The organism is Apibacter sp. B3935 (genome assembly GCF_009827705.1).
Taxonomy (GTDB): Bacteria; Bacteroidota; Bacteroidia; order Flavobacteriales; family Weeksellaceae; genus Apibacter.
On the sequence record NZ_WINL01000002.1, the window covers coordinates 429,409 to 452,785 of the forward strand.

Genomic DNA, 23,377 nt, shown 5'->3' on the forward strand with positions numbered 1-23,377 from the left:
ACTTTTTACCGTTTATTTCTTAAGTTTTAAATAATATAGTAATTCAAACATTTATGAAAAATTCATACTTTCAAAAATTATAAAAAAGGCTTGTGAAAAATGATAGCAATTATAAAATACAATGCAGGTAATATTAAATCAGTACAAAACGCACTCACACGCTTAGGGGTTGAATCTGTTGTGACCGATGATCCCAACACGATAATACATGCCGATAAAGTAATTTTTCCGGGAGTAGGCGAAGCCGGAAGTGCCATGTCATATTTACAAGATAGAGGTATGGATATTTTAATAAAATCGATTACACGTCCTTTTTTAGGGATTTGTTTAGGACAGCAGTTAATGTGTTCTCATTCGGAAGAAGGCAATACCCATTGTCTGAATATTTTCGATGTTAACGTTCGAAAATTTCCTTCTACCGATATTGTGCCTCATATGGGTTGGAATACAATCTATGATTTGAAGGGAGAAATTTTTAAAAAAAATACTGACCACGATGATGTATACTTTTTGCATAGTTACTATGCGGATTTATGTACAGACACTTCTGCTACCTGTACTTATATTTTACCGTTTAGTGCCGCTTTACAAAAAGACAATTTTTTTGCTACACAATTTCATCCCGAAAAATCGGCAGATGTGGGAGATCAAATATTAAAAAGTTTTATTGAACTGTAATTTCCTGTTCAGATAAAAAGTTATCATTCAATCAACGGTATGTTACGAGTAAACCCTCGTAACTTTAACAAAAAATAATAAAGCTTAAATAAAAAAATGAGAATTATACCCGCCATAGATATTATTAACGGAAAATGTGTACGTTTAACTAAAGGAGATTATTCTACGGAAAAAATTTATCGGGAAGATCCTTTGGATACCGCTAAAGAATATGAGGATATCGGAATTCAATATTTGCATGTGGTTGATTTAGACGGCGCAAAATCCAACCGAATCATCAATTATAAAACACTCTATAAAATAGCTTCCCAAACAAATTTAAAAATTGATTTTGGAGGGGGCTTAAAAAGCGATGATGATTTGAAAATTGCATTTGAAAATGGAGCTTCACAAATTACGGGCGGAAGTATTGCCGTAAAAAATCCTGAATTATTTCTTTCTTGGCTTTCAACTTTTGGAAATGATAAAATTATTTTAGGGGCAGATTGTAATCATCGAATGATAGCCACCCAAGGTTGGACAGAATCTTCTTCTTTAGATGTAGTTGATTTTATTAAAGAATATGAGAAAAAAGGCATTCGTTATGTAATTTGCACAGATATTTCCAAAGACGGAACTTTAGAAGGCCCATCAAATGAATTGTATGAAGAAATCCTTCAATCGGCTTCTATACATTTAATAGCCAGTGGGGGGGTGTCTTCCCTGGAAGATTTACTTAAATTAAAAGAACTGGGTTGTGAAGGCGCTATTATCGGAAAGGCTATTTATGAAGGAAAAATCAAATTGAAGGAACTTAAGCAATTTTTAAATAACGGGTAAAGCAATTTTATAGAAATTTTGTATAATAACTAAACAATCGCTTTAGACTTTTCATGCAAATTTTAATTTTTTAAAAAAAATATAAAAAGAAGTGCTAAAAAAACGTATAATTCCTTGTTTGGATATAAAAAACGGCAGAACTGTTAAAGGAGTAAATTTTGTGAGCCTCACCGATGCCGGAGATCCGGTAGAATTGGCTAAAGCTTATGTGCAACAAGGAGCGGATGAATTAGTTTTCCTGGATATAACCGCAACTATTGAAAACCGTTCCACCTTACTTCACTTAGTAGAAAAAATTGCTAATGAAATTAACATTCCATTTACGGTAGGAGGAGGAATAAATTCCGTGGAAGATGTATTTTCTTTAACTCAAGCAGGTGCAGATAAAGTAAGCATAAATTCTTCAGCTGTAAAAAGACCGGAATTGATTTCAGAAATTGCTTCCCGTTTCGGAAGTCAATGCGTGGTAGTTGCTGTGGATACCAAAAAAGAAAATACAGGTTGGAAAGTGTATACTCACGGGGGAAGAACCCCGACTACGATTTTAACATTAGATTGGGTAAAAAAGGCGGAACAACTGGGAGCTGGTGAAATTTTACTTACTTCCATGAATAGTGACGGTACGAAAAACGGATTTTCTCTTGATATTACGCATGATGTTGCATCTAGCGTAAATATTCCCGTTATTGCTTCAGGAGGAGCCGGTACTAAAGAGCATTTTTCGGATGTATTTTTAAACACTAAAGTATCGGCGGCTCTGGCTGCCAGTGTATTTCATTTTAATGAGATTCCCATTCCCGAATTAAAAAGATTTTTAAAAACTAAAAATATTCCTATACGATGAAATTAGATTTTGATAAAAATAACGGATTGATTCCTGTAATTATTCAGGATGAACTTACCCTGCAAGTACTCATGCTGGGTTATATGAATGAAGAAGCCTTTGAAAAAACAAAAAGGGAAGGAAAAGTAACTTTTTTCAGCCGCTCCAAAAATCGATTATGGACGAAAGGAGAAACCTCCCATAATTATTTATGGGTAAAAAAAATTGATATAGATTGTGATCACGATACTCTTTTAATTAAAGTTTCTCCAGAAGGACCTACCTGTCATACGGGAAGTTATTCTTGTTTTGAGGAACAAAATGCAAAAGGATTTGTATATAAATTACAAAATATAATCAGTCAACGAATTGACGAAAAAGTAAACGGGTCGTATACCTATCAACTTTATCAAAAAGGAATTAATAAAGTAGCACAAAAGGTAGGTGAAGAGGCTGTTGAGGTTGTTATTGAGGCAAAGGATACGGATGATGTTTTGTTTAAGAATGAAGCAGCAGATCTTCTATACCATTACCTTATCCTTTTGAAAGCAAAGGGTTTTCAATTGGAAGATATTGAAAAAGTATTATTTGATCGAAATCATTAAATATATGAACTGCAATTAAAAATTGCAGTTCATACTCTAATTTTTTCTATTTGTTTTTAACGCGTTGACTCATTTTCTTTCGGGTTTATGCCTTCTTTTTCAAATAAGTCTAGAAATTGATATTCATCCAATATATGTACTGTTCCCAATTGTTCAGCCTTTTTAAGTTTCGATCCGGCTTTTTCTCCTACTACCAAATAATCTAAATTTTTACTCACGGATGAAATATTTCGTCCTCCATTTTTTTCTACCAATTCTTCGGCATGTTCTCGTGTGAAAGCGATTAATTTCCCTGTAAACAAAAAGGTTTTTCCTTCTAAAATATGCGAGATTTCTTCCTGAGAATCTTCTGTTTCGAAATGTAAACCTGCTTTTTTTAATCTGTCAATGAGTGCCAAATGTTCGGGTTTGGCAAAATATTCTTGTATGCTTATGGCTATTTTATTTCCTACATCAGCTGTATTTTCCAATTCTTCTAACGTCGCATTTTGTAAGCCCTCTATTGATTTAAATCTTTTAGCCAGTTTCTTAGCCATGGTTTCTCCTATATGACGAATTCCCAACGCATATAAAACCTTCTCAAAAGGGATTTGTTTTGAATTTTCGATACCGTCAATTATATTTTGAGCCGATTTATCAGCCATTCTATCAAGTCCGATTAATTGTTCTTTTTTTAAAGTATAGAAATCCGAAATATCTTTGATCAACCCATTTTCATAAAGCATTGAAACCGTCTCTGCTCCTACGCTGTCTATGTTCATGGCCCTTCTGGAAACAAAATGTTCCATTCTTCCCATCACTTGTGGCGGACAAGCCTTTTCATTGGGGCAAAAATGAGCAGCTTCTCCCGGTTCCCGAACTAAAGGTGTACCACAAGCCGGACAATTTTTAATAAATTCCAGCTTAATCGTGCCCGGTTCTCTTTTATCGTAATTCACATCCACAATCTTGGGGATAATTTCTCCCCCTTTTTCTACAAAAACCAGATCATTGATTCGTAAATCCATATTGGCGATAAAATCTTGATTGTGAAGAGAGGCTCTTTTTACTGTAGTTCCTGCAACTAACACCGGTTTCAAATTGGCTACCGGAGTTATTGCTCCCGTTCTTCCTACTTGATAGTCAACACTTAATAATTGTGTTTCTACTTTTTCGGCCTTGAATTTATAAGCAATGGCCCATCGAGGAGATTTAGCCGTATAACCTAGTTCTTCTTGTTCTGAAATGGAATTTACTTTTATTACGACTCCGTCAATCTCAAAGGGAAGATGATATCTTTCCGTATTCCAATGTTCAATAAATGCCGTTACCTCTTCTAGATTGGTACACAATCGGGCATAATTTCCTACTTTAAATCCCATGTCTTTAGCATGTTGCAAAGAGTCCCATTGGGTACTGTATCCTCTTTCATCAGTAAGTACATAATACAAATAGCAATCGAGGCCTCTTTTTGCCACCGCCTCGCTATCCTGAAGCTTTAAACTTCCACTAGCCGTATTTCTTGGATTGGCATAGGGTTCTAATCCTTCTTTTTTTCTTTCTTCATTGAGTTTATCCAAAGATTTTTTGGGCATGATTATCTCTCCTCTTATATAAAAACGTTGCGGATATTTACCTCTGAGATGAAGCGGAACAGATCGTATAGTTCTCACATTATGGGTAACATCATCTCCTTGAAAACCGTCACCTCGGGTAACTGCTTGAACTAGCTGTCCGTTTTCATATAATATACTGATGGATAATCCGTCGTATTTTAATTCACATACATATTCTACTTTTTCATCTATAGATTTGGCTACTCTTGTTGCCCAATCTTTGATATCGTCAAATGAGTAACTGTTATCGAGCGAATACATGCGTCTTTCATGTCTTACGGTAGGAAAAATCTTAGTTATTTGCCCTCCTACTCTATGGGTAGGTGAACCGGGACTGTCTAATTCTGGATTTTCTTTTTCTAATTGCTTCAGCTCATTCATCATCTGATCAAACTCATAATCCGAAACATCAGATTGATCTAATACATAGTATTTGTAATTTAAATCCGTTAGTTCCTTCCTTAAAAATTCAATTCTGTCTTTAGTATTACTCATATTTAGAATATTTATTCAAATTTATAAACAATGGTTGATATGTTAAATACTAATGGATACTATTTAGTATACTAAGTATTTTTTATCTATATTTTTATAAAAATCGATGCATTTTAGATTAAATTATACCAAAATACACAAATCATGCTCAATTTTCATTTGTAAGGGATTATGCAAAATACATCGTATAATTTCTTTAGTTTTTATGAATTGATTTATTAATCGGGTTAGATACTAAACTTTTCGGTTACATATAAAAATATTTACATAAATTTGTTCTGTTAACATTTTTAAATAAATACTATGTCTCACGGATTATTAAAGGGGAAAAAGGGAATTATTTTCGGGGCGTTAGATTCTAACTCCATTGCATGGAAAGTTGCAGAACAAGCTCATGCAGAAGGAGCTGAATTTATCCTTACTAATTCCCCAGTCGCTCTTAGAAAAGGGGAACTTAACGCATTGGCTGAAAAAACCGGCTCTGATACGGTTCCTGCTGATGCCACTTCAATGGAAGATTTGAATAAACTTTTCGATCATGCTCTTGAAAAATTCGGAAAGCTTGATTTTATTTTACATTCTATAGGAATGTCTATTAATGTCAGAAAAAATAAAGATTATACTGATATAAATTATGAATGGTTAACTAAAGGCTGGGATATTTCTGCCGTTTCTTTCCATAAAGTTATGAAAACTGCTTGGGATAAAGACGCTATGAATGAATGGGGTAGTATTTTAGCTCTTTCTTATATTGCCGCTCAAAGAACTTTTCCCGGCTATAATGATATGGCTGATAATAAAGCTTATTTGGAAAGTATTGCAAGAAGTTTCGGTTATGAATGGGGAATCCGTAACAAAGTTAGAGTTAATACAATTTCTCAATCGCCTACTCCTACTACTGCCGGAAACGGTGTAAAAGGTTTTGGTGGATTTATTGAATTTGCTGAAGAAATTTCTCCGCTTGGTAATGCTACCGCTGAGGAATGTGCAAATTATTGTATCACTTTATTTTCCGACCTAACCAGAAAAGTAACTCTTCAAAATCTTTTCCATGATGGAGGTTTCTCCAATGTTGGAGTTAGTGAAAGAGTTATGAAACGTTTTGAAAAATAATTGGTTATTACAATTCTATAAAAAAAGAGGCTTTAAAATAAGCCTCTTTTTTTATATAAATTCTTTTATTTCAGTTTCGGTTGTAATTTAATTACTTTGTCATCGTTAATATGATAGTATTTAATTACAGCGTTATAATCTTTGTAATCAATAGGCATTTTACTACTAAATGCATTACCGGAAGAGCTTCCCGGGATGATAACAATTCTAAAAACTTGTTTATTAATTAATTCAGGAGTTAAAGTCAAATCATAACTTCCACCGGCATAAATATTAAAATCTTCAATACTAAAATCAAAATCATAAGAAAATTCGCTTTCAGTAATCCCATCATTATTCAAATCAACATAAAAAGTTCGAGGTATAAGTTGCCATACATCTTTACCGGAAGCATTTTCAGCAGAAAGCCTATATATTAATAAATGATCTCCGTTTATTATGGCCGGTCTAAGCTCTCCGTTGATCACCCAACCCAATTGACTGTCAAATCTAAAAGAACTTTCAATTTCAAATACTCTTGAAATTGTATCCGTGTTAACTACAACACTTCCTTTGTCATCATCGTCACTGCAACTAGTTAAAAATACAGTAAAGCATAATGTTAGTACTACTATTGATACTATTTTTTTCATAAAATTATATTAAAAAACTAATTTACATATTTTTCTTATAACAAAGACAAAAATGAAGGAATTAAGTTTAAAATCGTATCTTTGCATGTTCAAAATTTAACAAGAAAATGATATTAGTCCAGAATCTAGGTTTACATTTTGCAGGATCTTATCTATTTGAAAATGTAAATTTTAGAATTAATAAAAATGATCGTATTGGATTAGCGGGTAAAAATGGTGCGGGTAAATCAACTTTATTAAAAATTTTGTCCGGTGAGCAACCTTCAACTGAAGGAAATGTTGAAAAAGAAGGAGAAGTTCGCATTGGATTCTTAAAACAAGATTTAGATTTTGAGAAAGGAAGAACCGTATGGGATGAGGCAAAACTGGCTTTCAAAGAATTAAATATAATCAATGAAAAAATTGATACAATCAATCATGCTCTTGCTACAAGGACCGACTATGAATCTGAGGAATATCACAAGCTTATTCATGATTTAACCGATCTAACCGATCGATTTTCTCATTTAGGCGGCTACAATATTGATGGAGAAATTGAAAAAATTTTAAAAGGGTTAGGTTTTAAAGAATCCGATTTTAATAGGCTTACTGATGATTTTTCAGGAGGATGGAGAATGAGAATTGAGTTAGCTAAACTCTTATTGGAAGAAAATGATGTGCTGCTTCTTGACGAGCCTACCAACCATTTAGATATTGAATCCATCATTTGGTTGGAAAGTTTTTTAATTACTTATAGCGGAGCGGTGGTGCTAGTATCACACGATAAACAATTTTTAACCAATGTTACCAATCGAACCATTGAAATTTCCAATAAATCCATTCAAGACTATAAGGCTAATTATACCAAATACCTTATTTTAAGGCAAGAAAGAAAGGAAAAACTTCTTCAGCAACAAAAAAATCAAGAACAAGAGATTAAGCGTACAGAACAATTAATCAATAAGTTCCGTGCAAAAGCTAGCAAAGCTTCTTTTGCTCAATCTCTTATGAAGAAATTAGATAAGGTTGAACGCATTGAGGTGGAAGATGAAGACATAACTCGTTTTAATATTCGTTTCGAACCGAGTATTACTCCCGGAAAAATAATTTTTAAAGCAGAAAATTTAGGTAAATCTTTCGATACTCATACTATTTTCGAAAATGCCAATTTTTATATCGAACGCGGAGAGAAAATAGCTTTCATCGGTCAAAACGGTCAGGGAAAAACTACTATGGCTAGAATTATGGATGGCTTATTATCTTATCAGGGTAAACTTGAAATAGGCCACAACGTTCAAATTGGATATTTTGCTCAAAACCAATCTGAAGAGCTAAATGCTTCTAAAACTATCTTAGAAGAAGCTGAAGATTCGGCTACAGAAGAATCTCGTCCTAAAGTTCGAGACTTATTAGGTTCATTTCTTTTTCAAGGAGATGATGTTCATAAAAAAGTGTCTGTACTTTCCGGAGGGGAAAGAAATCGATTGGCTTTATGTAAATTACTTCTTCGACCTTTCAATACGTTGATAATGGATGAGCCTACAAATCACTTGGATATACAATCTAAAGCGATATTAAAACACGCCTTAAAGAATTTTACGGGGACGCTGATTTTAGTATCTCATGATCGTGAATTCTTAGATGACTTAGCCGACAAGATTTTTGAATTCAGAAATGGAGAAGTAAAAGAATTTTTAGGTAATATCAATGAATATTTAGAGTATCGTAAAAAAGAAAATATGAGAGAAGTTGATATCGAAAAATCAACTTCCCGTAAAGTGACCTCAGAAAATACACCTACTAAAGCTTCTCAGGAAAAGCAATTTAAATCGAAAGAACAAAAATCGTTAGAAAATAAATTGTCTAAACTTGAAAATGACATTGAAAAAACAGAACAAAAGATTTCTGCTTTTGAAGATTTATTTAGTAAGGAAAACCCAAAAGAGGAAGATATTAAGGAGTATTCTGAATTAAAGGAAAAGCTTACCCGAATTACTCATGAATGGGAGAACATGTTTTCTCAATTAAACGGATAGGTATGGCATGATTTCCTTTTAAAGGATAGTTACCTATTAAATTTAAATGAAAGTAATTATATTTTGCAATTAACCGTTTGATCATCAGTATAATAAAACTCTATGTAAAGGGTTGTTTTTTTACCTTAATTTTTCAATTATTGGACTATAGAATTAAATTTAAATTAATAGTAACAGATTAAAGTAGGAATCTTTAAATTTGTTACTTAATTTCTTAATTTTAATTCATTTTGACTATAATAACTTTTACAATTATTCTATTTTTTGGAGCAATTGCAGCGGGTACTCTGGGTTCTCTTACCGGACTTGGCGGCGGAGTAGTCATAATTCCTCTATTAACTCTGGGTTTTGGTGTTGATATTAAATATGCTGTTGGAACCGCATTGGTTACTTCGATAGCTACTTCTTCGGGGGCTGCAGCTGCTTATATTAAAGAAGGAATGACTAATGTGCGTATTGGAATGTTTCTTGAGATTGCTACCACCCTGGGAGCAGTTTTAGGTGCCTTACTTGCTGTTTTTCTACCTACTTCCGCAATTTATATAATTTTAGGATTCACTCTTATCTTTTCATCTGTCATGACTTTAAGAAAGAAAAATGCATCTATAGATTATACTGCTCCGGGGAGTAAATTAGCTACAACATTGAAATTAAACGGAACGTATCCTACTCCTGACGCAATTAAAAAATATAATGTTCGAAATATTGGTGCGGGTTTTTCTCTAATGACGATAGCCGGTGTGCTTTCCGGTATCTTAGGTATTGGATCGGGAGCGCTTAAAGTATTAGCTATGGACACGGCTATGAAAATACCTTTTAAAGTATCGACTACTACTTCTAATTTTATGGTAGGGGTTACTGCAGCCGCCAGTGCAGTTATTTACTTTCAAAGAGGTCAAATCGATCCCTTTCTTGCCATGCCTATAGTGGTAGGGGTTTTGTTTGGAGCTTTTCTAGGTTCAAAAATATTGATGGCTATAAACGTTCAGCTGTTACGTAAAATTTTCAGTTTGGTTATTGCTATTCTTGCAATTCAAATGATCTATAGAGGATTGGAACCTTCATTGATTAAATGGTTTCCACATATCAATTTTCCTAAACTTTAAGCTGAGTGTGTTATGAGTAATTTATTTTCGAGAAAATTTTGGGAAGAACGTGATGTAGAGCTTTATATTGGTAAATTGCTGCGTTACGGAGTTATTCTTTCTTCTATTATTACTATTACCGGCGGAGTTATTTATATATCTCAACATCCGGATCAACAACTCAATTTTAAAACATTTGTAGGGGCCCCAAATTATTTGAGGGAATTATCTACTTTATTACCCGCTGTTTTAAAATTGGACGGGTTAGCAATTATACAGCTGGGAGTTGCCGTTTTGATCGCCACTCCTATTCTACGGGTTGCTTTTTCAATAGTGGCTTTTGCTATTGAAAAAGATCGAATGTATATTGTTATAACCTGTATTGTTTTAGCTATTATCTTATCAAATATGATTTTTGGTCTGGAAGGATAAAAACTAACCGAAAATTCTAATTTACTAATCACTGCTTACTTATTTTCATGCAGCAAAAAATTAAACATATAGTCTCCGAAAGTACCTTTTTTATTTTTGGTTTTTATTTTAGTCGTGGCTTACGTATTGCTCTAGCTATAGTAATCCCCCTACTCGCCGGATGGTTTTTTAAGAGGCCCGATATCGGTATAGTTGCTTCTTCCGGAGCTCTTGTAGCCGGACTGGGAGATAATCCCGGATCTATTCGTGTTAAATTTTATACTCAATCTATTGCCGCTTTATTTTACTTTTTAGTGGTTTTTGTGTGTCAGTTGTTGATATCGCATGAAATTATTTTCGGTATTTGGATTACTTTGTGCGGCTTTTTCTTTTCCATGTTTTTTATTTACGGCTCCCGTGCGGTTAGTGTAAGCACCTCTTCTTTATTATGTGTGGTCTATGCATGTAGTTTTGAAGCTAACCATATCATAACTAATACGTTGGGAATGATGATGGGTATTGTATGGTATGGATTTATTTCTTTGGTTTTATGGAGAATTCAACCGTATAGGGTGATTGAACAAAAAATTAGTGAAAATATTAAACTTTTAAATGAGTATACAGAGCTAATACATGAGTACTTTTTGTTAAAAATTAAAAATCCTGCTAATAGTCAAAAACAAACAGAGATTTTAAATAAGCTGTTTGAAAAACAAACAAAAATACACAGTACTCACGAGGATATCCGAGAAAATCTTTTTAAACTGCGGATTAATGCTAAAAGTTTTTCTGCAAAGGGCAGAAAAATGACTTTAATTTTCAGCGCATTAATCGATCTGTATGAACAACTTTTATCATTAAATTGTCAAGATGACAAGTTGATTCAATCTCTGGTTAAAAGTGGTCTAAAAAGGGATTTTGAATATCATTTAGCCAATATGGAAAAAATCCTCTATGAATTAAGTTGGTCTATAAATTTCCATAAAAAGGTCACTGTAACTATTGATACCGCTCCACTGGATCGTTTTAAAGAAAAGATACTTTCGATTGAAGAAAAGGAAAAAAATAATGAGAAATCCGTTATTGATATCAATGCTTTAAAACATGTTCGTTTTATTTTTAAATCATTTTATAAACAAACCGGTTTTATTAAATCACTTATCAACGGAGAGTTTAGATCGGAAAGAAAACAATATGAGGATTTGGATTTGGAAAAGTTCACCAGACAATATAATTATAGCTTTTCTACATTTAAAGCTAATTTAAATCTTAAATCCAATATTTTTAAACATGCTTTACGAGTAAGTGTCGCCATATCGGTTTCTTATATAATTTGTACTTTACTTAAAATTGAGTATTTTGCTTGGGTATATTTAACCATCATTTTAATTTTAAAACCTTTTTATGGAAATACGAAAAACTCTTCTATTCAAAGGTTGCAAGGTACTCTAATCGGAGGAGTATTAACGTTGGGTCTCCTTCTTGTTACGCATAACATTTATGTGATTTCTATAGTAACTTTTATTTGTATTGTGGGCGCTTATAGTTTTATACCTATCAGTTATAGAACGGGGGTTGCTTTTGTTACCATATTTGTTATACTCCTGATTTTTCTGGAACACAGCGGAAGTGATGGTTGGACAAATATTTATCATCGTTTGGGAGGAACAACGATTGCCGTTGTAATCAGTTTTATTTTAAGTTTTTCTTTTCTTCCTACTTGGGAATATAAAAATCTTCCTGTATTGATTGAAAAGTTATTGAAATATAATTTAGATTATTTTACAAAAATAACTTATAATTTATTGAATGTTGATAAGCTTTCTGATACCGATATAAAACTGTCCAGAAAGGATGTTTTGTTGGGAACTTCCAATTTATCAAGTACTTTTCAAAGAATTGTATCAGAACCTAAAATTTCAAAAAATTACAAATCCGATATATATAATATTCAAACTTTTATAAACCTACTTTCTACAAGAATATCATCCCTTAGATCCTATATTAATGAAAACAGTAAAGCATCTGATATAGATAAACAGTTGATCTCATCTATTGAAAATACTTTAAATAAATGTTTACTAAATATCAAAGGTTCTTCCTTTGATTGTGATACGGAATGTCAAGAAAAAGAGGAAGAATTAAATGTTTTAGCAGATGATCAATCATTAATTTCTTACCAGCTTCGGGAAATTAATCTTTTGTCACAGCAAATTTATTCCTATATAAATAAGCTTAATAATTTTCAAGAGTGGAAAGATTCTAAAAGGGATTTTTCTATTTAATGAAATTTGCAAAACCTTTATAAGCATACATAATTAAAAGGTAACGAAATAGTTTACCGGCTAACATAGACAGGGATACGATATAGACATTGGATCTCATATATCCTAAGGCTACAGGTATGATATCTCCAATAATGGGTAAAAAAGAAAAAAAGGAAATATATGCTCCTTTTTTATTTAATCTTTGAGTGGCTTTATCAATTTTTGTTTTATTTATTTTTAAATATTTTTCAATCCATTCAATTTTACCCAGCCTTCCCAGGTAGTAACCGGTCATTCCTCCTAACCAGTTTCCAATCGTAGCTATCAGAATACTTAACCATGGATTTCCGCCCATAATGAGTATTCCTGTAAGAACTGCTTCGGAGCTAAAGGGTAAAATGGTTGCTGCGAGATAAGAAGCAATAAATAATCCTATATATCCATAGTCAACTAATCCGTCTAACATATAAAATTACTTATTTTACATTCATAAAATCTATCTTATCATCTTTTATCCTTTCATAAATTAGGTGATAGGCTTTTTCTTTAAGTGATTCTTTCGTTTCTCCATTCGGATACAATATTTTTACACGCTCTACTTTAACTTTACCCGGATATCCTAAATTAAATACAAATGGAAACATATTTTTTAGATTATGAAATGCATATACAACAATAGGACTATTACAATAAATTGAAGCTATAAATGCTCCATCTTTAAATTTTTCCAATTTTATTTTTCTCTTGGGAACCCCTCCTTCAGGAAAGATAACCACATTTTTATTTTGTTGGGTTAATTCTTTTTTTACGGAAGAAAAAACTGCTTGTTTGCTTTGTCTACTGGATCTATCTACCAGGATGGATACTTTCTTATAAATTCTTCCGAATACGGGATATTTTTCCAACTCTTTTTTTCCTACAAATATAATTGGATGATGAGGGTGAAGTACATACATTAAGACCACGTCAATTAAGGAAGTGTGATTGGCAATAAATATGTAATTTTCTTTAGGATCTAAATTTACTTCCGATAGCAATGAATAGGTAAATCCCGATCCATAAAAAAGCACCCATCCCCACATTCGCATAAAGAAATAGGTTAGCTTATTATTTTTCTGATAAGTCATCAGATAAATTACCACACCAATGGTAAGTGTGCAAAGGGCGGCTAAAATATAAAACCAGATTCTCCAAAGTATGGTTGCTAAAGTCTTAAGATATTTCATATTTAATCTATATGAACTTCTAAGAGTTTTGTTTGTACAAAGGGTTTTACTTCAACATTCTCAACTTCCGCAGGAAGCAACACCGTATCCCCTTTTTTAAGGGTTACGGGTAAGGTCTTATTCAATAGGGTGCATTCTCCTTCTAAGCAAATCAGTATACGAAATGAATTGGACAAGTTATTTAAAATTTTATTTTCTGTAACTTCCATCGATGAAACCGTAAAATATGGAGATGCTAATAGTGTTGTCTCTTTTGCATCTTTATCATAATATGAAAATGGATCTTCAACAAAAGAATAATCCATTACCTCTTTAGCTTGATCAAGATGTAATTCTCTTTTTTTTCCGTCCTTATCAATACGATCATAATCGTAGATTCTATACGTAACATCTGAATTTTGTTGGATTTCAACTACTGAAATTCCTTTTCCCATGGCATGAACTCTACCGGACGGTATATATATAACACTTCCTTTGTCAGGGTGTATTTTTCTGAGGATTGTATCTAAAGTATTTTTTTCAATATTTTCCGTGAAAATAGTCTTATTTGTTCCTTTTTCAAATCCTAGTATAATCTCTGAATTGGGCTCTGAATCCAATACATACCACATTTCCGTTTTCCCGAAAGAATGATGGTGAGCTGCTGCATACTCATCGTTGGGATGAACTTGAACAGATAAGGGTTGAGCTGCATCTAAGAATTTAATGAGTAAGGGAAATTTATCTCCATATTTCTGATATACTTTTTTCCCTACTAAACGGTCTTTATACTCTTTGATTAAATCGTCTAAATTTTTTCCCTTTAGGCTTCCGTTGCTTACTATACTAACATATCCCGGAACAGTTGAAATTTCCCAGCTTTCTCCCAGTTTTTCTTCCTTACTTTCTTTACCGAATTGTTTTAGTTTATTTCCCCCCCATATTCTGTAATGGTAGGAAGGTTGAAATACCAATGGATATAGTGACATACTTATGTTAATTTATATGCAAAAATACAATTTTAAAATTGTATTTATCTTATTTTTAATTTACCTTTACGTAAGTAGAAAGTCAAAATCTTCTTCAGAGCCCAGTTCTTTAATGGGTTGATTGTATTTAAAAATTCTTGCCGTTTTTTCTCCCATCAACTTTAACTTTTCATTTTCATAATGCAACATAGTACCTTCTCTTAATCCTACTACATATAAATTATGATTTAAGGTTATAAACTCTCTAATTCTTTGTTCACGGGTTTCTCCACCAAAATCGTCAGGATGTGTATCTATATAATGGGGATTAATTTGAAAAGGGATCAAATTTAAGGTTTGGAAATTTTCCGGTTCAACTATTGGCATATCATTAGTTGTTCTCAAGCTGGGACATGCAATATTGGATCCTGCACTCCAACCTATATAAGGTATTCCTTCTTTAACTCTTTCTTGGATAAGCGAAAGTAATTTTTCTTGTTGTAATTTTTTTACCAAATTCCAGGTATTTCCCCCTCCTACGACAATTGCTTCTGCCCTTTTTATCGCTTCTTTTGGATCTGAAAAATGATGTATACTTTTCACTTCTATACCTATTTCTTTCCAGGCTTCATTAACTTTATTTTCGTATTCTTCATACGAGAAAGTTACTGCTGCAAAAGGTATAAATATTATAGTTATTTTTTCAGTACCCAGGAATGATTGTACTTGTTTTTTTGAAAATTCAAGATATTTTTCTCCAACATTAGTGGAATTACTGAGTAATAAAAGCTTCATTTTTTTACTATTACCAATCATTATTAAAATAAATAATTTTTCTTTATTTATTACTTAAAATAAATCATTATGAGAACGTTAATAGCTATAACTAATGTTATAATTCAAGTAATAAATTGTTACATTTTAAAGTCAAATATAACTAGAAATTAACTCAAATTCCATTTTATGAATTGAATAAATAAATTTGAAGTAGAATATGGTTATTTCAATTCGTTAAATTTTTATTACTGTTGGTTACAAATATCATTTTATCAATTTAATTTTATATATAATTTTGAAAAAAATTATTTAAATGAATACTATTAATTCTTTGGCAGAGCGATTATTGGGTAGAAAATTAACTAAAAGTGACGGAGTTAAGTCTTCGGAACTCGATAAAGTTGAAAGTAAATTGGGTTTCGCACTGCCTGATATTATACGTGATCTTTATTTGATGACCGGAAAAAATGGAATGTTGATGGAATCATTCAATCGTTTTGCTTTACCCACGCAACTTCAAAGAGATGATAATAAAATAGTTTTTTTAGAAGAAAATCAAAATATATGCTATTGGGGATTTGAAATTGATCCGGAAAATACTAATCCAAAAGTATATCAACTGTTAAATGAAAATGAATGGTATGAGGAACAAATTCCGCTGATTGAATTTTTAAAAGTCATGTTGTATTATCAATGCGCTCAAGGTGGATATGAATATTTAGGAATTTCCAACATTTCAGAAGAAGATTTTGAAATTTTCATCCATACGGAATGGGAAGATGTGGTAAGGTATAACGGTTTACAAATTTATTGGAAACCGGATTGTTTACTTTGGTATGTTTACAATAAAGAGAATGTAAGAATCGAGGATATTTATTTTTCTGCAAGATCTGAAGAAGCATTCCTTAGGCATGCACAAAAATATGAATTGGAAATATTTAATATACGTTTTGCTACGCAAGTACTTTACTAGACCTATGATTTATTAAAACAAATCTATTGTCCACAAATACGTAATAAATTCCATATAAATCTGTTTTTCAAATTATCAAAAATTAAGATAAATGTAAATAATGTATTTTAGTTTTATCTATTTAGTAATTTATTTTATAAAATTCTTTTAAAATTGCAATGATTTAATTTATTTTTTGAATATTCTTATTTCTAAAAGTAGTACTTTTACAAAAAAGGTATTTAATGGCAGTAAAAATAATTAATCAGTCCAATTATGAATGGATAGACCTACTTAATCCTACGAAAGAAGAAATGCAAAAAATTGCGGAAAAATGCAATCTTAATTTCTATAATCTTGCAGATAGTTTAGAGCCTAATCATTTACCAAAATTTGAAACTGAAAATGGCATTAATTTCCTAATATTAAGAGTAGTACATAAAGGCGATAAAAAAGACACCAATATTGAAAGTCTTTCCAACAAAATTGCCGTTTTTTTTAATGATTCTTTACTCATTACTATACACCGTATTGAAATGCCCTTTATCGATGATATTGCCAACAAATGTCAAAGTATGGGACAGACTTTCTCAACAAATATGGTGATTATAAAAATTTTAAAAAGCGTATTACAAACTTATAATGATTCCATATTACACATTATTAATAGATTGGAATATTATGAAAATAAACTTTTTTTAAAAGATCCCTCTTCCAAAGTTTTGCAAAGCATTTATTCTTTAAAAAGAAAAACCAATCTTTGTACTAAACTTTTAATTCTTTCGGATGAGGTGATTAATTCCATTAAACCCTCTAAGCAAGAAAAGGCTGCACATCAAGATGCTAAGGATTTATATTTAAAGTTAACAACTCTTTATGAGCAAGTCATAGACGACCTCAATAATTTACTCAATTTATATATTTCTCTATCTTCACAAAAGACCAATGAGATAATGAAAACTCTTACCATTTTCTCAATATTCTTTATGCCCTTGACATTTATTGCGGGTATTTACGGGATGAATTTTCATTATATGCCTGAACTGGAATTTAAATTGGGGTATCCGATCATATTATTGATTATGTTTATTATTACCCTGATTATTTATTATTGGTTGAAGAAAAAAAAATGGCTTTAAAACTTTTTCAAAAAATTTCAATTAATTTGACTTAAGTACTACGATCTCAAAACAATTTCCAATTTGTGAAATTTTACTTTTAACTCTTTTTTATAATCATTTAAGGTTTTTAAATATTTTTTTTATAAGATAAAATAATACAAGAGGATTTTAATGCTGACGAGTCAAATAACTATGAATAGTTATTCTTTTAATTTTCTATAGGTTAAATCTAAACTAAATATTTCTCCTACTAAATAATTGAAAAAACTACTGAATCAAAAAATAATTGTAGATAAATCTAGTACCTTTTAAAATTTACATTAACGTAAAATTTCTAATTCCTATTCAATAGATTATAATTATTTTTGTATAAAAATTGTCAACATGTATAGAACCAACACCTGCGGAGAACTTAATGAATCAAATATAGGACAAAAAGTAATTCTTGCCGGATGGATCCAAACTATTCGTGATAAAGGATTCCTTACCTGGATAGATTTACGCGATCGATATGGAATCACTCAACTTGTTTTTGATGAACAACGAACCGATAAGGATTTAATTGATAAAGCAAAAAAATTAGGTCGTGAATTTGTTATTCAAGCCTCAGGAACAGTAATTGAAAGATCCAGCAAAAATCCTAATTTGCCTACAGGTGCTATTGAAATTTTAGTTGAAGAATTATCCATACTTAATCCATCGTTGGTTCCACCATTTACAATTGAAGATGAGACGGACGGAGGCGAAGAATTACGTATGAAATACAGATATTTGGATATAAGACGTAATCCTGTGAAAGAAAAATTAATTTTCAGAAGTAAGGTTGCTCAACTGGTAAGAAATTATTTATCTCAAGAAGGTTTTATTGAAGTGGAAACCCCTGTCTTAATAAAATCTACACCTGAAGGAGCAAGAGACTTCGTGGTTCCGTCTCGTATGAATCCCGGACAATTTTATGCCTTACCTCAATCGCCTCAAACTTTTAAACAATTACTTATGGTTGGGGGTCTAGATAAATATTTTCAATTAGTTAAGTGTTTTCGTGATGAAGATTTACGTGCAGACCGCCAACCCGAATTCACTCAAATTGATTGCGAAATGTCTTTTGTTGAACAAGAAGATATTCTCAGAACATTTGAAGGTTTGACTAAACATCTTTTAAAAGAGCTGAAAAATCTTTCTTTTGATAAATTTCCTCGAATGACTTATGCGGAAGCAATGAAGAAATACGGTAATGATAAGCCGGACATTCGATTCGGAATGGAATTTATTGAATTCAATGAAGAATTACAGAACAGCGGTTTTAAAGTATTTGATGAAGCGGAATTAGTGGTTGGTATTAACGTTGAAAAATGTGCTGTTTATACTAGAAAACAGCTGGACGAATTGACCGATTGGGTAAAAAGGCCTCAAATAGGTGCTTCGGGATTGGTTTATATACGTTACAATGAAGACGGAAGTATTAAATCTTCTGTAGATAAGTTTTATTCTGAAGAAAAACTAAAAATTGTCATACAAAAAGCAAATGCTCAACCCGGTGATTTGATCTTAATTTTATCGGGGCAAGCTCACAAAGTACGTCCTCAATTAAGCGCGCTACGTATGGAATTGGCTGAACGTTTAGGCTTACGAGATCCTGAGGTTTATGCTCCTTTATGGGTTGTCGATTTTCCGTTACTTGAATGGGATGAGGAAGAAAACAGGTATGTTGCCATGCATCATCCGTTTACCTCTCCAAAACCTGAAGATATTCCTCTTTTGGATACCCACCCCGGAGAAGTTAGAGCCAATGCTTATGACCTCGTTTTAAACGGTAATGAAATTGGAGGAGGTTCTGTTCGTATCTATAATAAAGAATTACAAGGAAAAATGCTTTCTTTATTAGGATTTTCTCAAGAAGAGGCCGAAGCTCAATTTGGTTTTTTAATGAATGCTTTTAAATTTGGTGCTCCTCCTCATGGCGGTATTGCTTTTGGCTTTGATCGTTTTGTAGCTATTTTAGGAGGACAAGAAGTAATCCGAGATTATATTGCTTTTCCAAAAAATAATTCGGGAAGAGATGTTATGATAGATGCTCCTTCCTATATTCATGAGCAACAATTAGAGGAATTAAACATAAAAATAACCAAAGAATAAATCAATTCTTATAGTATACCTAGTAAAAGTAAAAAGCAAAATTTTTGTAACCAAAAATTTTGCTTTATAAACTAAATAAAATAAAACCAATTTTGTGAGAACACACAGTGAAAATTACTCCTTTACTTTATTTATATAAAGTAAATTTTTCATTTATCAATTCAAAGTTATGTTTTTTATTTAGAATGATTTTAAATAATTATATGATTTAAATCATATAATCTAATAGATAGCATTTAGTTAGCTAAATACATCTTATTAAAAGTTATACTTACTAAGTTTAGCGAACCCGTTTAATCTATACTATCGATATCCACGTCATTGTTTTGCCAATTTTCCAGTGTAGGCAAATTCATTGAATTTGTTTCTGATACCGGGACATTAGCTTTGATTACAGGATCATTGGCTTTTACAGATTTTTTGTTGTTTTCCTTTTCTTTATCTTTAAAGAATTTTAATAAATCTGCAGCCTTCTTTCCCTCTTCTTTATCTTTATATAAGACAGCAATGTGTTCTAACGATTGTTCAAACTCTTCTTTATTTCCTAATTTTGCATCGCAAAAAGCAGAAAGTAAGGCAAATTTAGCTATTATCTCATCTTTGGGATATTTGGAAAGTGCCTGACTTGCCATGTCTTTTACTTCTGAATAGTTACCGTTTTTGTATTTTTGATAGGCATTTTCATAAAACAAGATTGCATCTGAAGAATTAGTTTTTAATTCGTTAACTTGAGGATGCAAAATAGCGTAAGCATATTTAGTATCAGGATATTGGGTAGTTATTATATCTGAGTATTTTTTTGCTAACACTTGATTTTCTCCTTGATTAAATCGATACAAGTTATACATTGCCAAAACTTTTATTTCCTCATTGTAAGGTTGAGTTGATAATAAATGTTCTAAAGTGGAGGTAGCTGATTTTACATCATGTAACTGATCGTAATATAAAATTCCTAATGATAATTCCACAGAATCTCTCTGATTTTTTAAAACATCTATTTCTGACTGACTTTTAGGTAAATTTTCTGTATAATATTCAACTTCAAATCGTCTAGGATTCTTAGAATCCGATTGACCGGATAATTGCGTTTTAACATCATCTAAATTAGAAATCTTATTGCTTATTCGCCAGTTATCCTCCAACATTCTATCCCCCCATTGTTTTCTAAATTCTGATTGACCTACTTGTTTCAGGTTATTATTATAAAAATACCATTTTCCTTTGGTATTGGGTGTAATCATCGTAAATGCAGATGTTGTATTTTCAAAAGATTCGGTAGTAAACTCGGTATTATTTTCTCTTCTTTGATTCTTTTCTTGTTGTAATCTTTCTTTTTCTTCTTTTTCTTTTAGTTGATTTATATATTTTTGATAATAATTATTTCTTTGCTCAGGTAACATTTTAGCTACCGTTATAATACTATCATTCTTTTTTACTAAATAATATTTTTTGGTTACTTCTCCTAAAACTTTATTTTTAGCTGTTAATTTTCTTTTCATTGCCGGATCAACAAATCTTGAAATTGCGCTATCATAATAGGCACTTGCATAGACATAGTCAGGTTTTGAAAAATAATTATCTCCTATTTCTTGATAAACTAAAGCTCGTATTTGAGGATCACTCTCTTCCTCTTTTAAAGAGGTAAAAAAATAGTTCATCGCATCTTTATTTCTTTCTTCTTTTAGGGAAGTTAGACCCATTGCATAGTATATTTCATTTTTTCTGGATTGGTATAATCCTTTTTTGGTTAACCCTTTTAAAAATTTAATTCTATTCGTATAAGCTAAGCTATCCTCTTTTTTATACAATCTAGATAAAGCAATTTGTGATTTTATCTCCAACTCGGGAGTAGATTTTTTCTTAAAAGCTAAATTATAATAGTTTCTTGCCAAATCCTTTTCGTTCAATTTTTCTGATAATTGACCTTGAATAAAACTAAAACGAGCTTGGTTTGTATTGCATTTATTATATTTTTTTGCAACGTCTAAAGCTTTTACAGCTTCAGAATATCTTTTTTCATCAATTAAAAATTGAGAATATATTTTAGAGATAAATTTTGCATCTCTTTTTTTTAATTTTTGATTGATGAGTTTTTCATAAATCTCATTTGCTTGAAAAGAATTTCCTGATTGTGCTTGTGCTAAAGCCATATATCCTTCAACTTGAGCTTTTTTAGTATTTTTTACTAAGGTTGAATTCATATAATTCAAATAGTTAAGAGATTCAAACGGATCTCTTTTATAATAATAAGCTCTGGCTAATAAAAGATAAGCCTCACTCATCATAGAATTATATTCTTTTCCTTTTATAAGCATTGAATGTTTTTCAATGGCTTTCTTTCCTTTTTCTATAGCTTTGTCATAACCTTGCGCTTTTGAATCATTACCCGCACCTAACATCTTCCCAAAAGCATCAGATAAGGAATTTATGGCTCCTTGGGCATCTAAATTTTTTAGATTATCTTTAAGTTCTCCTGATAGATTTGCAGTGTTATTATCTGAACTTGCTAAGAAATTATCAAGAGAATTTTCTTTTTCCTCCACAAAAGGATTACCCGGTTCTACCGGTAAAATGGCAGAAAAATTATCCCTGTATCTTGAGTTTCTTGATTTCAATTCTTCATTTAATGCTTCTTGGCCGTTGAATAAAGTATTGTTCCAAGTAGTAATCCGATGATATGTACGATGAGTTATCCCGTTTTTTTTGGTTGAGCAGCCTACCAAAAGGCTTAAAATCAGAATTGAATATATAATTTTCTTCATTTATTTCTTATAATTGACAAAGCTAATAAAAAAACGAAAATTTATTAAATTTGTTGTTTTTAAAAGCCTACTATTTCACTTATTATCTCTTATCTTATAAAACCTTAAATATAAGCTAAATTTGTTATTAAAAATAATTATAATTTTTATATTAAATGCGCAAATACATTCTAAACAAAAAATATCAGGAAAGCAAAGATGAATTATTAAACATTATCAATAATTTTGATAGTTATGATGAAATACTTGGAAACCCGGAAAGAAATGTTATAAAAAAAGTTCCTTTTAAGGGAGATTATATTACGATTAAAAGTTTTAAAAAACCTCACTTAATAAATAAATTTGTATACCGATATTTTAGAAAATCCAAAGCTAGAAGATCTTTTGAACACGGAACAAAACTTTTGGAATTAGATATATTAAATCCTGAACCTTTAGCCTATATTGAAAATTTTGATATCATGGGTTTAACTTCCAGTTATTACATATCAAAATACGTTTCCTATGATTTTACCTTGCGTGAATTATATGATCAACCGGATGGTTTTGAATGTGTGAAAGCCTTTGCTCGGTTTTCCTATTATGTTCATACTAAAGGGGTTTATATTAAAGATAATACACCCGGAAATACTCTTATTATCCGTAAAAATAACGATTACGAAATGTATTTGGTTGATTTAAACAGAATGGAATTTCATGAAGAGTTATCTTTTGATATTAAGATGAAAAGTTTATCAAATAATATTAAGAAGCAACCCTATTTAGACCTATTAATTGAAGAATATTCTAAGGTTTCCGGATATTCTTTACATGAAGTAAAATCTAAAATTACTCATTATCAGAAAGAATTTAATCGTAAAATTGAATCTAAAGCAAAATTTAAACGTTTTTTAAAAAAAATATTTAAATAGCTATCAT

General features: G+C 31.3%; 20 protein-coding genes. 13 read left to right on the top strand and 7 right to left on the bottom strand.

All coding sequences use genetic code 11. The features are described 5' to 3' along the window. Positions 1-99: 99 nt before the first annotated feature. The 4 genes from hisH (at position 100) to hisIE (ending at position 2,925) form a co-directional block, all read left to right on the top strand. Positions 100-678, top strand: a complete 579-nt coding sequence (gene hisH, locus GFV00_RS04815) for an imidazole glycerol phosphate synthase subunit HisH (RefSeq protein ID WP_160557012.1) — start codon at positions 100-102, stop codon at positions 676-678. Between the two features lie 96 nt (positions 679-774). Further along, complete coding sequence (hisA, locus tag GFV00_RS04820; RefSeq protein WP_160557011.1) at positions 775-1,497, top strand: 1-(5-phosphoribosyl)-5-[(5-phosphoribosylamino)methylideneamino]imidazole-4-carboxamide isomerase; 723 nt, start codon at positions 775-777, stop codon at positions 1,495-1,497. Positions 1,498-1,588: 91 nt separating this feature from the next. Then, positions 1,589-2,341: an imidazole glycerol phosphate synthase subunit HisF gene (gene hisF, locus GFV00_RS04825; protein ID WP_160557010.1), complete on the top strand. Its 753-nt coding sequence runs from the start codon at positions 1,589-1,591 to the stop codon at positions 2,339-2,341. Further along, entirely contained in the window at positions 2,338-2,925 is a 588-nt protein-coding gene (hisIE, locus tag GFV00_RS04830) for a bifunctional phosphoribosyl-AMP cyclohydrolase/phosphoribosyl-ATP diphosphatase HisIE (RefSeq protein WP_160557009.1), read from the top strand. Before hisF ends, hisIE begins: the two co-directional genes overlap by 4 nt. Positions 2,926-2,981: 56 nt before the next feature. Here the strand turns inward: hisIE and ligA are convergent, their stop codons facing one another. Beyond that, complete coding sequence (gene ligA, locus GFV00_RS04835; RefSeq protein ID WP_160557008.1) at positions 2,982-5,015, bottom strand: NAD-dependent DNA ligase LigA; 2,034 nt, start codon at positions 5,013-5,015, stop codon at positions 2,982-2,984. A 303-nt stretch (positions 5,016-5,318) separates the two neighbouring features. On the opposite strand from ligA, the gene GFV00_RS04840 reads away from it, so the two are divergent. Further along, complete coding sequence (locus GFV00_RS04840) at positions 5,319-6,128, top strand: enoyl-ACP reductase (RefSeq protein ID WP_105296681.1); 810 nt, start codon at positions 5,319-5,321, stop codon at positions 6,126-6,128. A 65-nt stretch (positions 6,129-6,193) separates the two neighbouring features. Here the strand turns inward: GFV00_RS04840 and GFV00_RS04845 are convergent, their stop codons facing one another. Continuing rightward, the gene (locus tag GFV00_RS04845; RefSeq protein WP_160557007.1) at positions 6,194-6,760 is read right to left on the bottom strand and encodes a hypothetical protein; all 567 of its coding nucleotides are present in this window, start codon (positions 6,758-6,760) and stop codon (positions 6,194-6,196) included. A 107-nt stretch (positions 6,761-6,867) separates the two neighbouring features. Here GFV00_RS04845 and GFV00_RS04850 point away from each other — a divergent pair, with 107 nt between their 5' ends. The 4 genes from GFV00_RS04850 (at position 6,868) to GFV00_RS04865 (ending at position 12,556) form a co-directional block, all read left to right on the top strand. Continuing rightward, a complete protein-coding gene (locus tag GFV00_RS04850) occupies positions 6,868-8,775 on the top strand; it encodes an ATP-binding cassette domain-containing protein (RefSeq protein WP_160557006.1) in 1,908 nt (635 codons plus the stop codon). 230 nt (positions 8,776-9,005) lie between these two features. Further along, positions 9,006-9,881 (top strand): sulfite exporter TauE/SafE family protein, encoded by an 876-nt coding sequence (locus GFV00_RS04855; RefSeq protein ID WP_160557005.1) that lies wholly within the window; start codon positions 9,006-9,008, stop codon positions 9,879-9,881. A gap of 12 nt (positions 9,882-9,893) precedes the next feature. Then, on the top strand, positions 9,894-10,292 hold the full coding sequence (locus GFV00_RS04860) for a DUF1634 domain-containing protein (RefSeq protein ID WP_160541787.1): 399 nt from the start codon (positions 9,894-9,896) through the stop codon (positions 10,290-10,292). 47 nt (positions 10,293-10,339) lie between these two features. After that, positions 10,340-12,556, top strand: a complete 2,217-nt coding sequence (locus tag GFV00_RS04865) for an FUSC family membrane protein (RefSeq protein WP_160557004.1) — start codon at positions 10,340-10,342, stop codon at positions 12,554-12,556. On the opposite strand, the gene GFV00_RS04870 is transcribed toward GFV00_RS04865, so the two are convergent. The 4 genes from GFV00_RS04870 to pepE form a co-directional block, all read right to left on the bottom strand. Continuing rightward, the gene (locus GFV00_RS04870) at positions 12,549-13,004 is read right to left on the bottom strand and encodes a YqaA family protein (RefSeq protein WP_160557003.1); all 456 of its coding nucleotides are present in this window, start codon (positions 13,002-13,004) and stop codon (positions 12,549-12,551) included. The two genes, GFV00_RS04865 and GFV00_RS04870, sit on opposite strands and share 8 nt — an antisense overlap. Before the next feature lie 10 nt (positions 13,005-13,014). Continuing rightward, positions 13,015-13,764 (bottom strand): 1-acyl-sn-glycerol-3-phosphate acyltransferase, encoded by a 750-nt coding sequence (locus tag GFV00_RS04875; RefSeq protein ID WP_255448787.1) that lies wholly within the window; start codon positions 13,762-13,764, stop codon positions 13,015-13,017. A gap of 2 nt (positions 13,765-13,766) precedes the next feature. After that, on the bottom strand, positions 13,767-14,732 hold the full coding sequence (locus GFV00_RS04880) for a type I phosphomannose isomerase catalytic subunit (RefSeq protein ID WP_160557002.1): 966 nt from the start codon (positions 14,730-14,732) through the stop codon (positions 13,767-13,769). 66 nt (positions 14,733-14,798) lie between these two features. Next, on the bottom strand, positions 14,799-15,506 hold the full coding sequence (pepE, locus tag GFV00_RS04885) for a dipeptidase PepE (protein WP_160557001.1): 708 nt from the start codon (positions 15,504-15,506) through the stop codon (positions 14,799-14,801). A gap of 295 nt (positions 15,507-15,801) precedes the next feature. Here pepE and GFV00_RS04890 point away from each other — a divergent pair, with 295 nt between their 5' ends. The 3 genes from GFV00_RS04890 (at position 15,802) to aspS (ending at position 19,697) form a co-directional block, all read left to right on the top strand. Continuing rightward, positions 15,802-16,461 (top strand): hypothetical protein, encoded by a 660-nt coding sequence (locus GFV00_RS04890; protein WP_160557000.1) that lies wholly within the window; start codon positions 15,802-15,804, stop codon positions 16,459-16,461. Between the two features lie 224 nt (positions 16,462-16,685). Further along, entirely contained in the window at positions 16,686-17,579 is an 894-nt protein-coding gene (locus tag GFV00_RS04895; RefSeq protein WP_160556999.1) for a CorA family divalent cation transporter, read from the top strand. 366 nt (positions 17,580-17,945) lie between these two features. Then, on the top strand, positions 17,946-19,697 hold the full coding sequence (aspS, locus tag GFV00_RS04900) for an aspartate--tRNA ligase (protein ID WP_160556998.1): 1,752 nt from the start codon (positions 17,946-17,948) through the stop codon (positions 19,695-19,697). A 293-nt stretch (positions 19,698-19,990) separates the two neighbouring features. Here the strand turns inward: aspS and GFV00_RS04905 are convergent, their stop codons facing one another. Next, the gene (locus tag GFV00_RS04905; protein ID WP_160556997.1) at positions 19,991-22,459 is read right to left on the bottom strand and encodes a hypothetical protein; all 2,469 of its coding nucleotides are present in this window, start codon (positions 22,457-22,459) and stop codon (positions 19,991-19,993) included. Positions 22,460-22,614: 155 nt separating this feature from the next. Between GFV00_RS04905 and GFV00_RS04910 the strand changes: the two genes are divergently transcribed. Further along, positions 22,615-23,370 (top strand): Kdo domain containing protein, encoded by a 756-nt coding sequence (locus GFV00_RS04910; RefSeq protein ID WP_160556996.1) that lies wholly within the window; start codon positions 22,615-22,617, stop codon positions 23,368-23,370. The last annotated feature ends 7 nt before the right edge of the window (positions 23,371-23,377 follow it).

Excerpts from the sequence above, each read along its gene's own strand:
- hisH (WP_160557012.1), top strand. The coding sequence starts at position 100 with ATGATAGCAATTATAAAATACAATGCAGGTAATATTAAATCAGTACAA.
- hisA (WP_160557011.1), top strand. The coding sequence starts at position 775 with ATGAGAATTATACCCGCCATAGATATTATTAACGGAAAATGTGTACGT.
- hisIE (WP_160557009.1), top strand. The coding sequence starts at position 2,338 with ATGAAATTAGATTTTGATAAAAATAACGGATTGATTCCTGTAATTATT.
- ligA (WP_160557008.1), bottom strand. The coding sequence starts at position 5,015 with ATGAGTAATACTAAAGACAGAATTGAATTTTTAAGGAAGGAACTAACG.
- GFV00_RS04840 (WP_105296681.1), top strand. The coding sequence starts at position 5,319 with ATGTCTCACGGATTATTAAAGGGGAAAAAGGGAATTATTTTCGGGGCG.
- GFV00_RS04845 (WP_160557007.1), bottom strand. The coding sequence starts at position 6,760 with ATGAAAAAAATAGTATCAATAGTAGTACTAACATTATGCTTTACTGTA.
- GFV00_RS04850 (WP_160557006.1), top strand. The coding sequence starts at position 6,868 with ATGATATTAGTCCAGAATCTAGGTTTACATTTTGCAGGATCTTATCTA.
- GFV00_RS04860 (WP_160541787.1), top strand. The coding sequence starts at position 9,894 with ATGAGTAATTTATTTTCGAGAAAATTTTGGGAAGAACGTGATGTAGAG.
- GFV00_RS04865 (WP_160557004.1), top strand. The coding sequence starts at position 10,340 with ATGCAGCAAAAAATTAAACATATAGTCTCCGAAAGTACCTTTTTTATT.
- GFV00_RS04870 (WP_160557003.1), bottom strand. The coding sequence starts at position 13,004 with ATGTTAGACGGATTAGTTGACTATGGATATATAGGATTATTTATTGCT.
- GFV00_RS04875 (WP_255448787.1), bottom strand. The coding sequence starts at position 13,764 with ATGAAATATCTTAAGACTTTAGCAACCATACTTTGGAGAATCTGGTTT.
- GFV00_RS04880 (WP_160557002.1), bottom strand. The coding sequence starts at position 14,732 with ATGTCACTATATCCATTGGTATTTCAACCTTCCTACCATTACAGAATA.
- pepE (WP_160557001.1), bottom strand. The coding sequence starts at position 15,506 with ATGAAGCTTTTATTACTCAGTAATTCCACTAATGTTGGAGAAAAATAT.
- GFV00_RS04890 (WP_160557000.1), top strand. The coding sequence starts at position 15,802 with ATGAATACTATTAATTCTTTGGCAGAGCGATTATTGGGTAGAAAATTA.
- GFV00_RS04895 (WP_160556999.1), top strand. The coding sequence starts at position 16,686 with ATGGCAGTAAAAATAATTAATCAGTCCAATTATGAATGGATAGACCTA.
- aspS (WP_160556998.1), top strand. The coding sequence starts at position 17,946 with ATGTATAGAACCAACACCTGCGGAGAACTTAATGAATCAAATATAGGA.
- GFV00_RS04905 (WP_160556997.1), bottom strand. The coding sequence starts at position 22,459 with ATGAAGAAAATTATATATTCAATTCTGATTTTAAGCCTTTTGGTAGGC.
- GFV00_RS04910 (WP_160556996.1), top strand. The coding sequence starts at position 22,615 with ATGCGCAAATACATTCTAAACAAAAAATATCAGGAAAGCAAAGATGAA.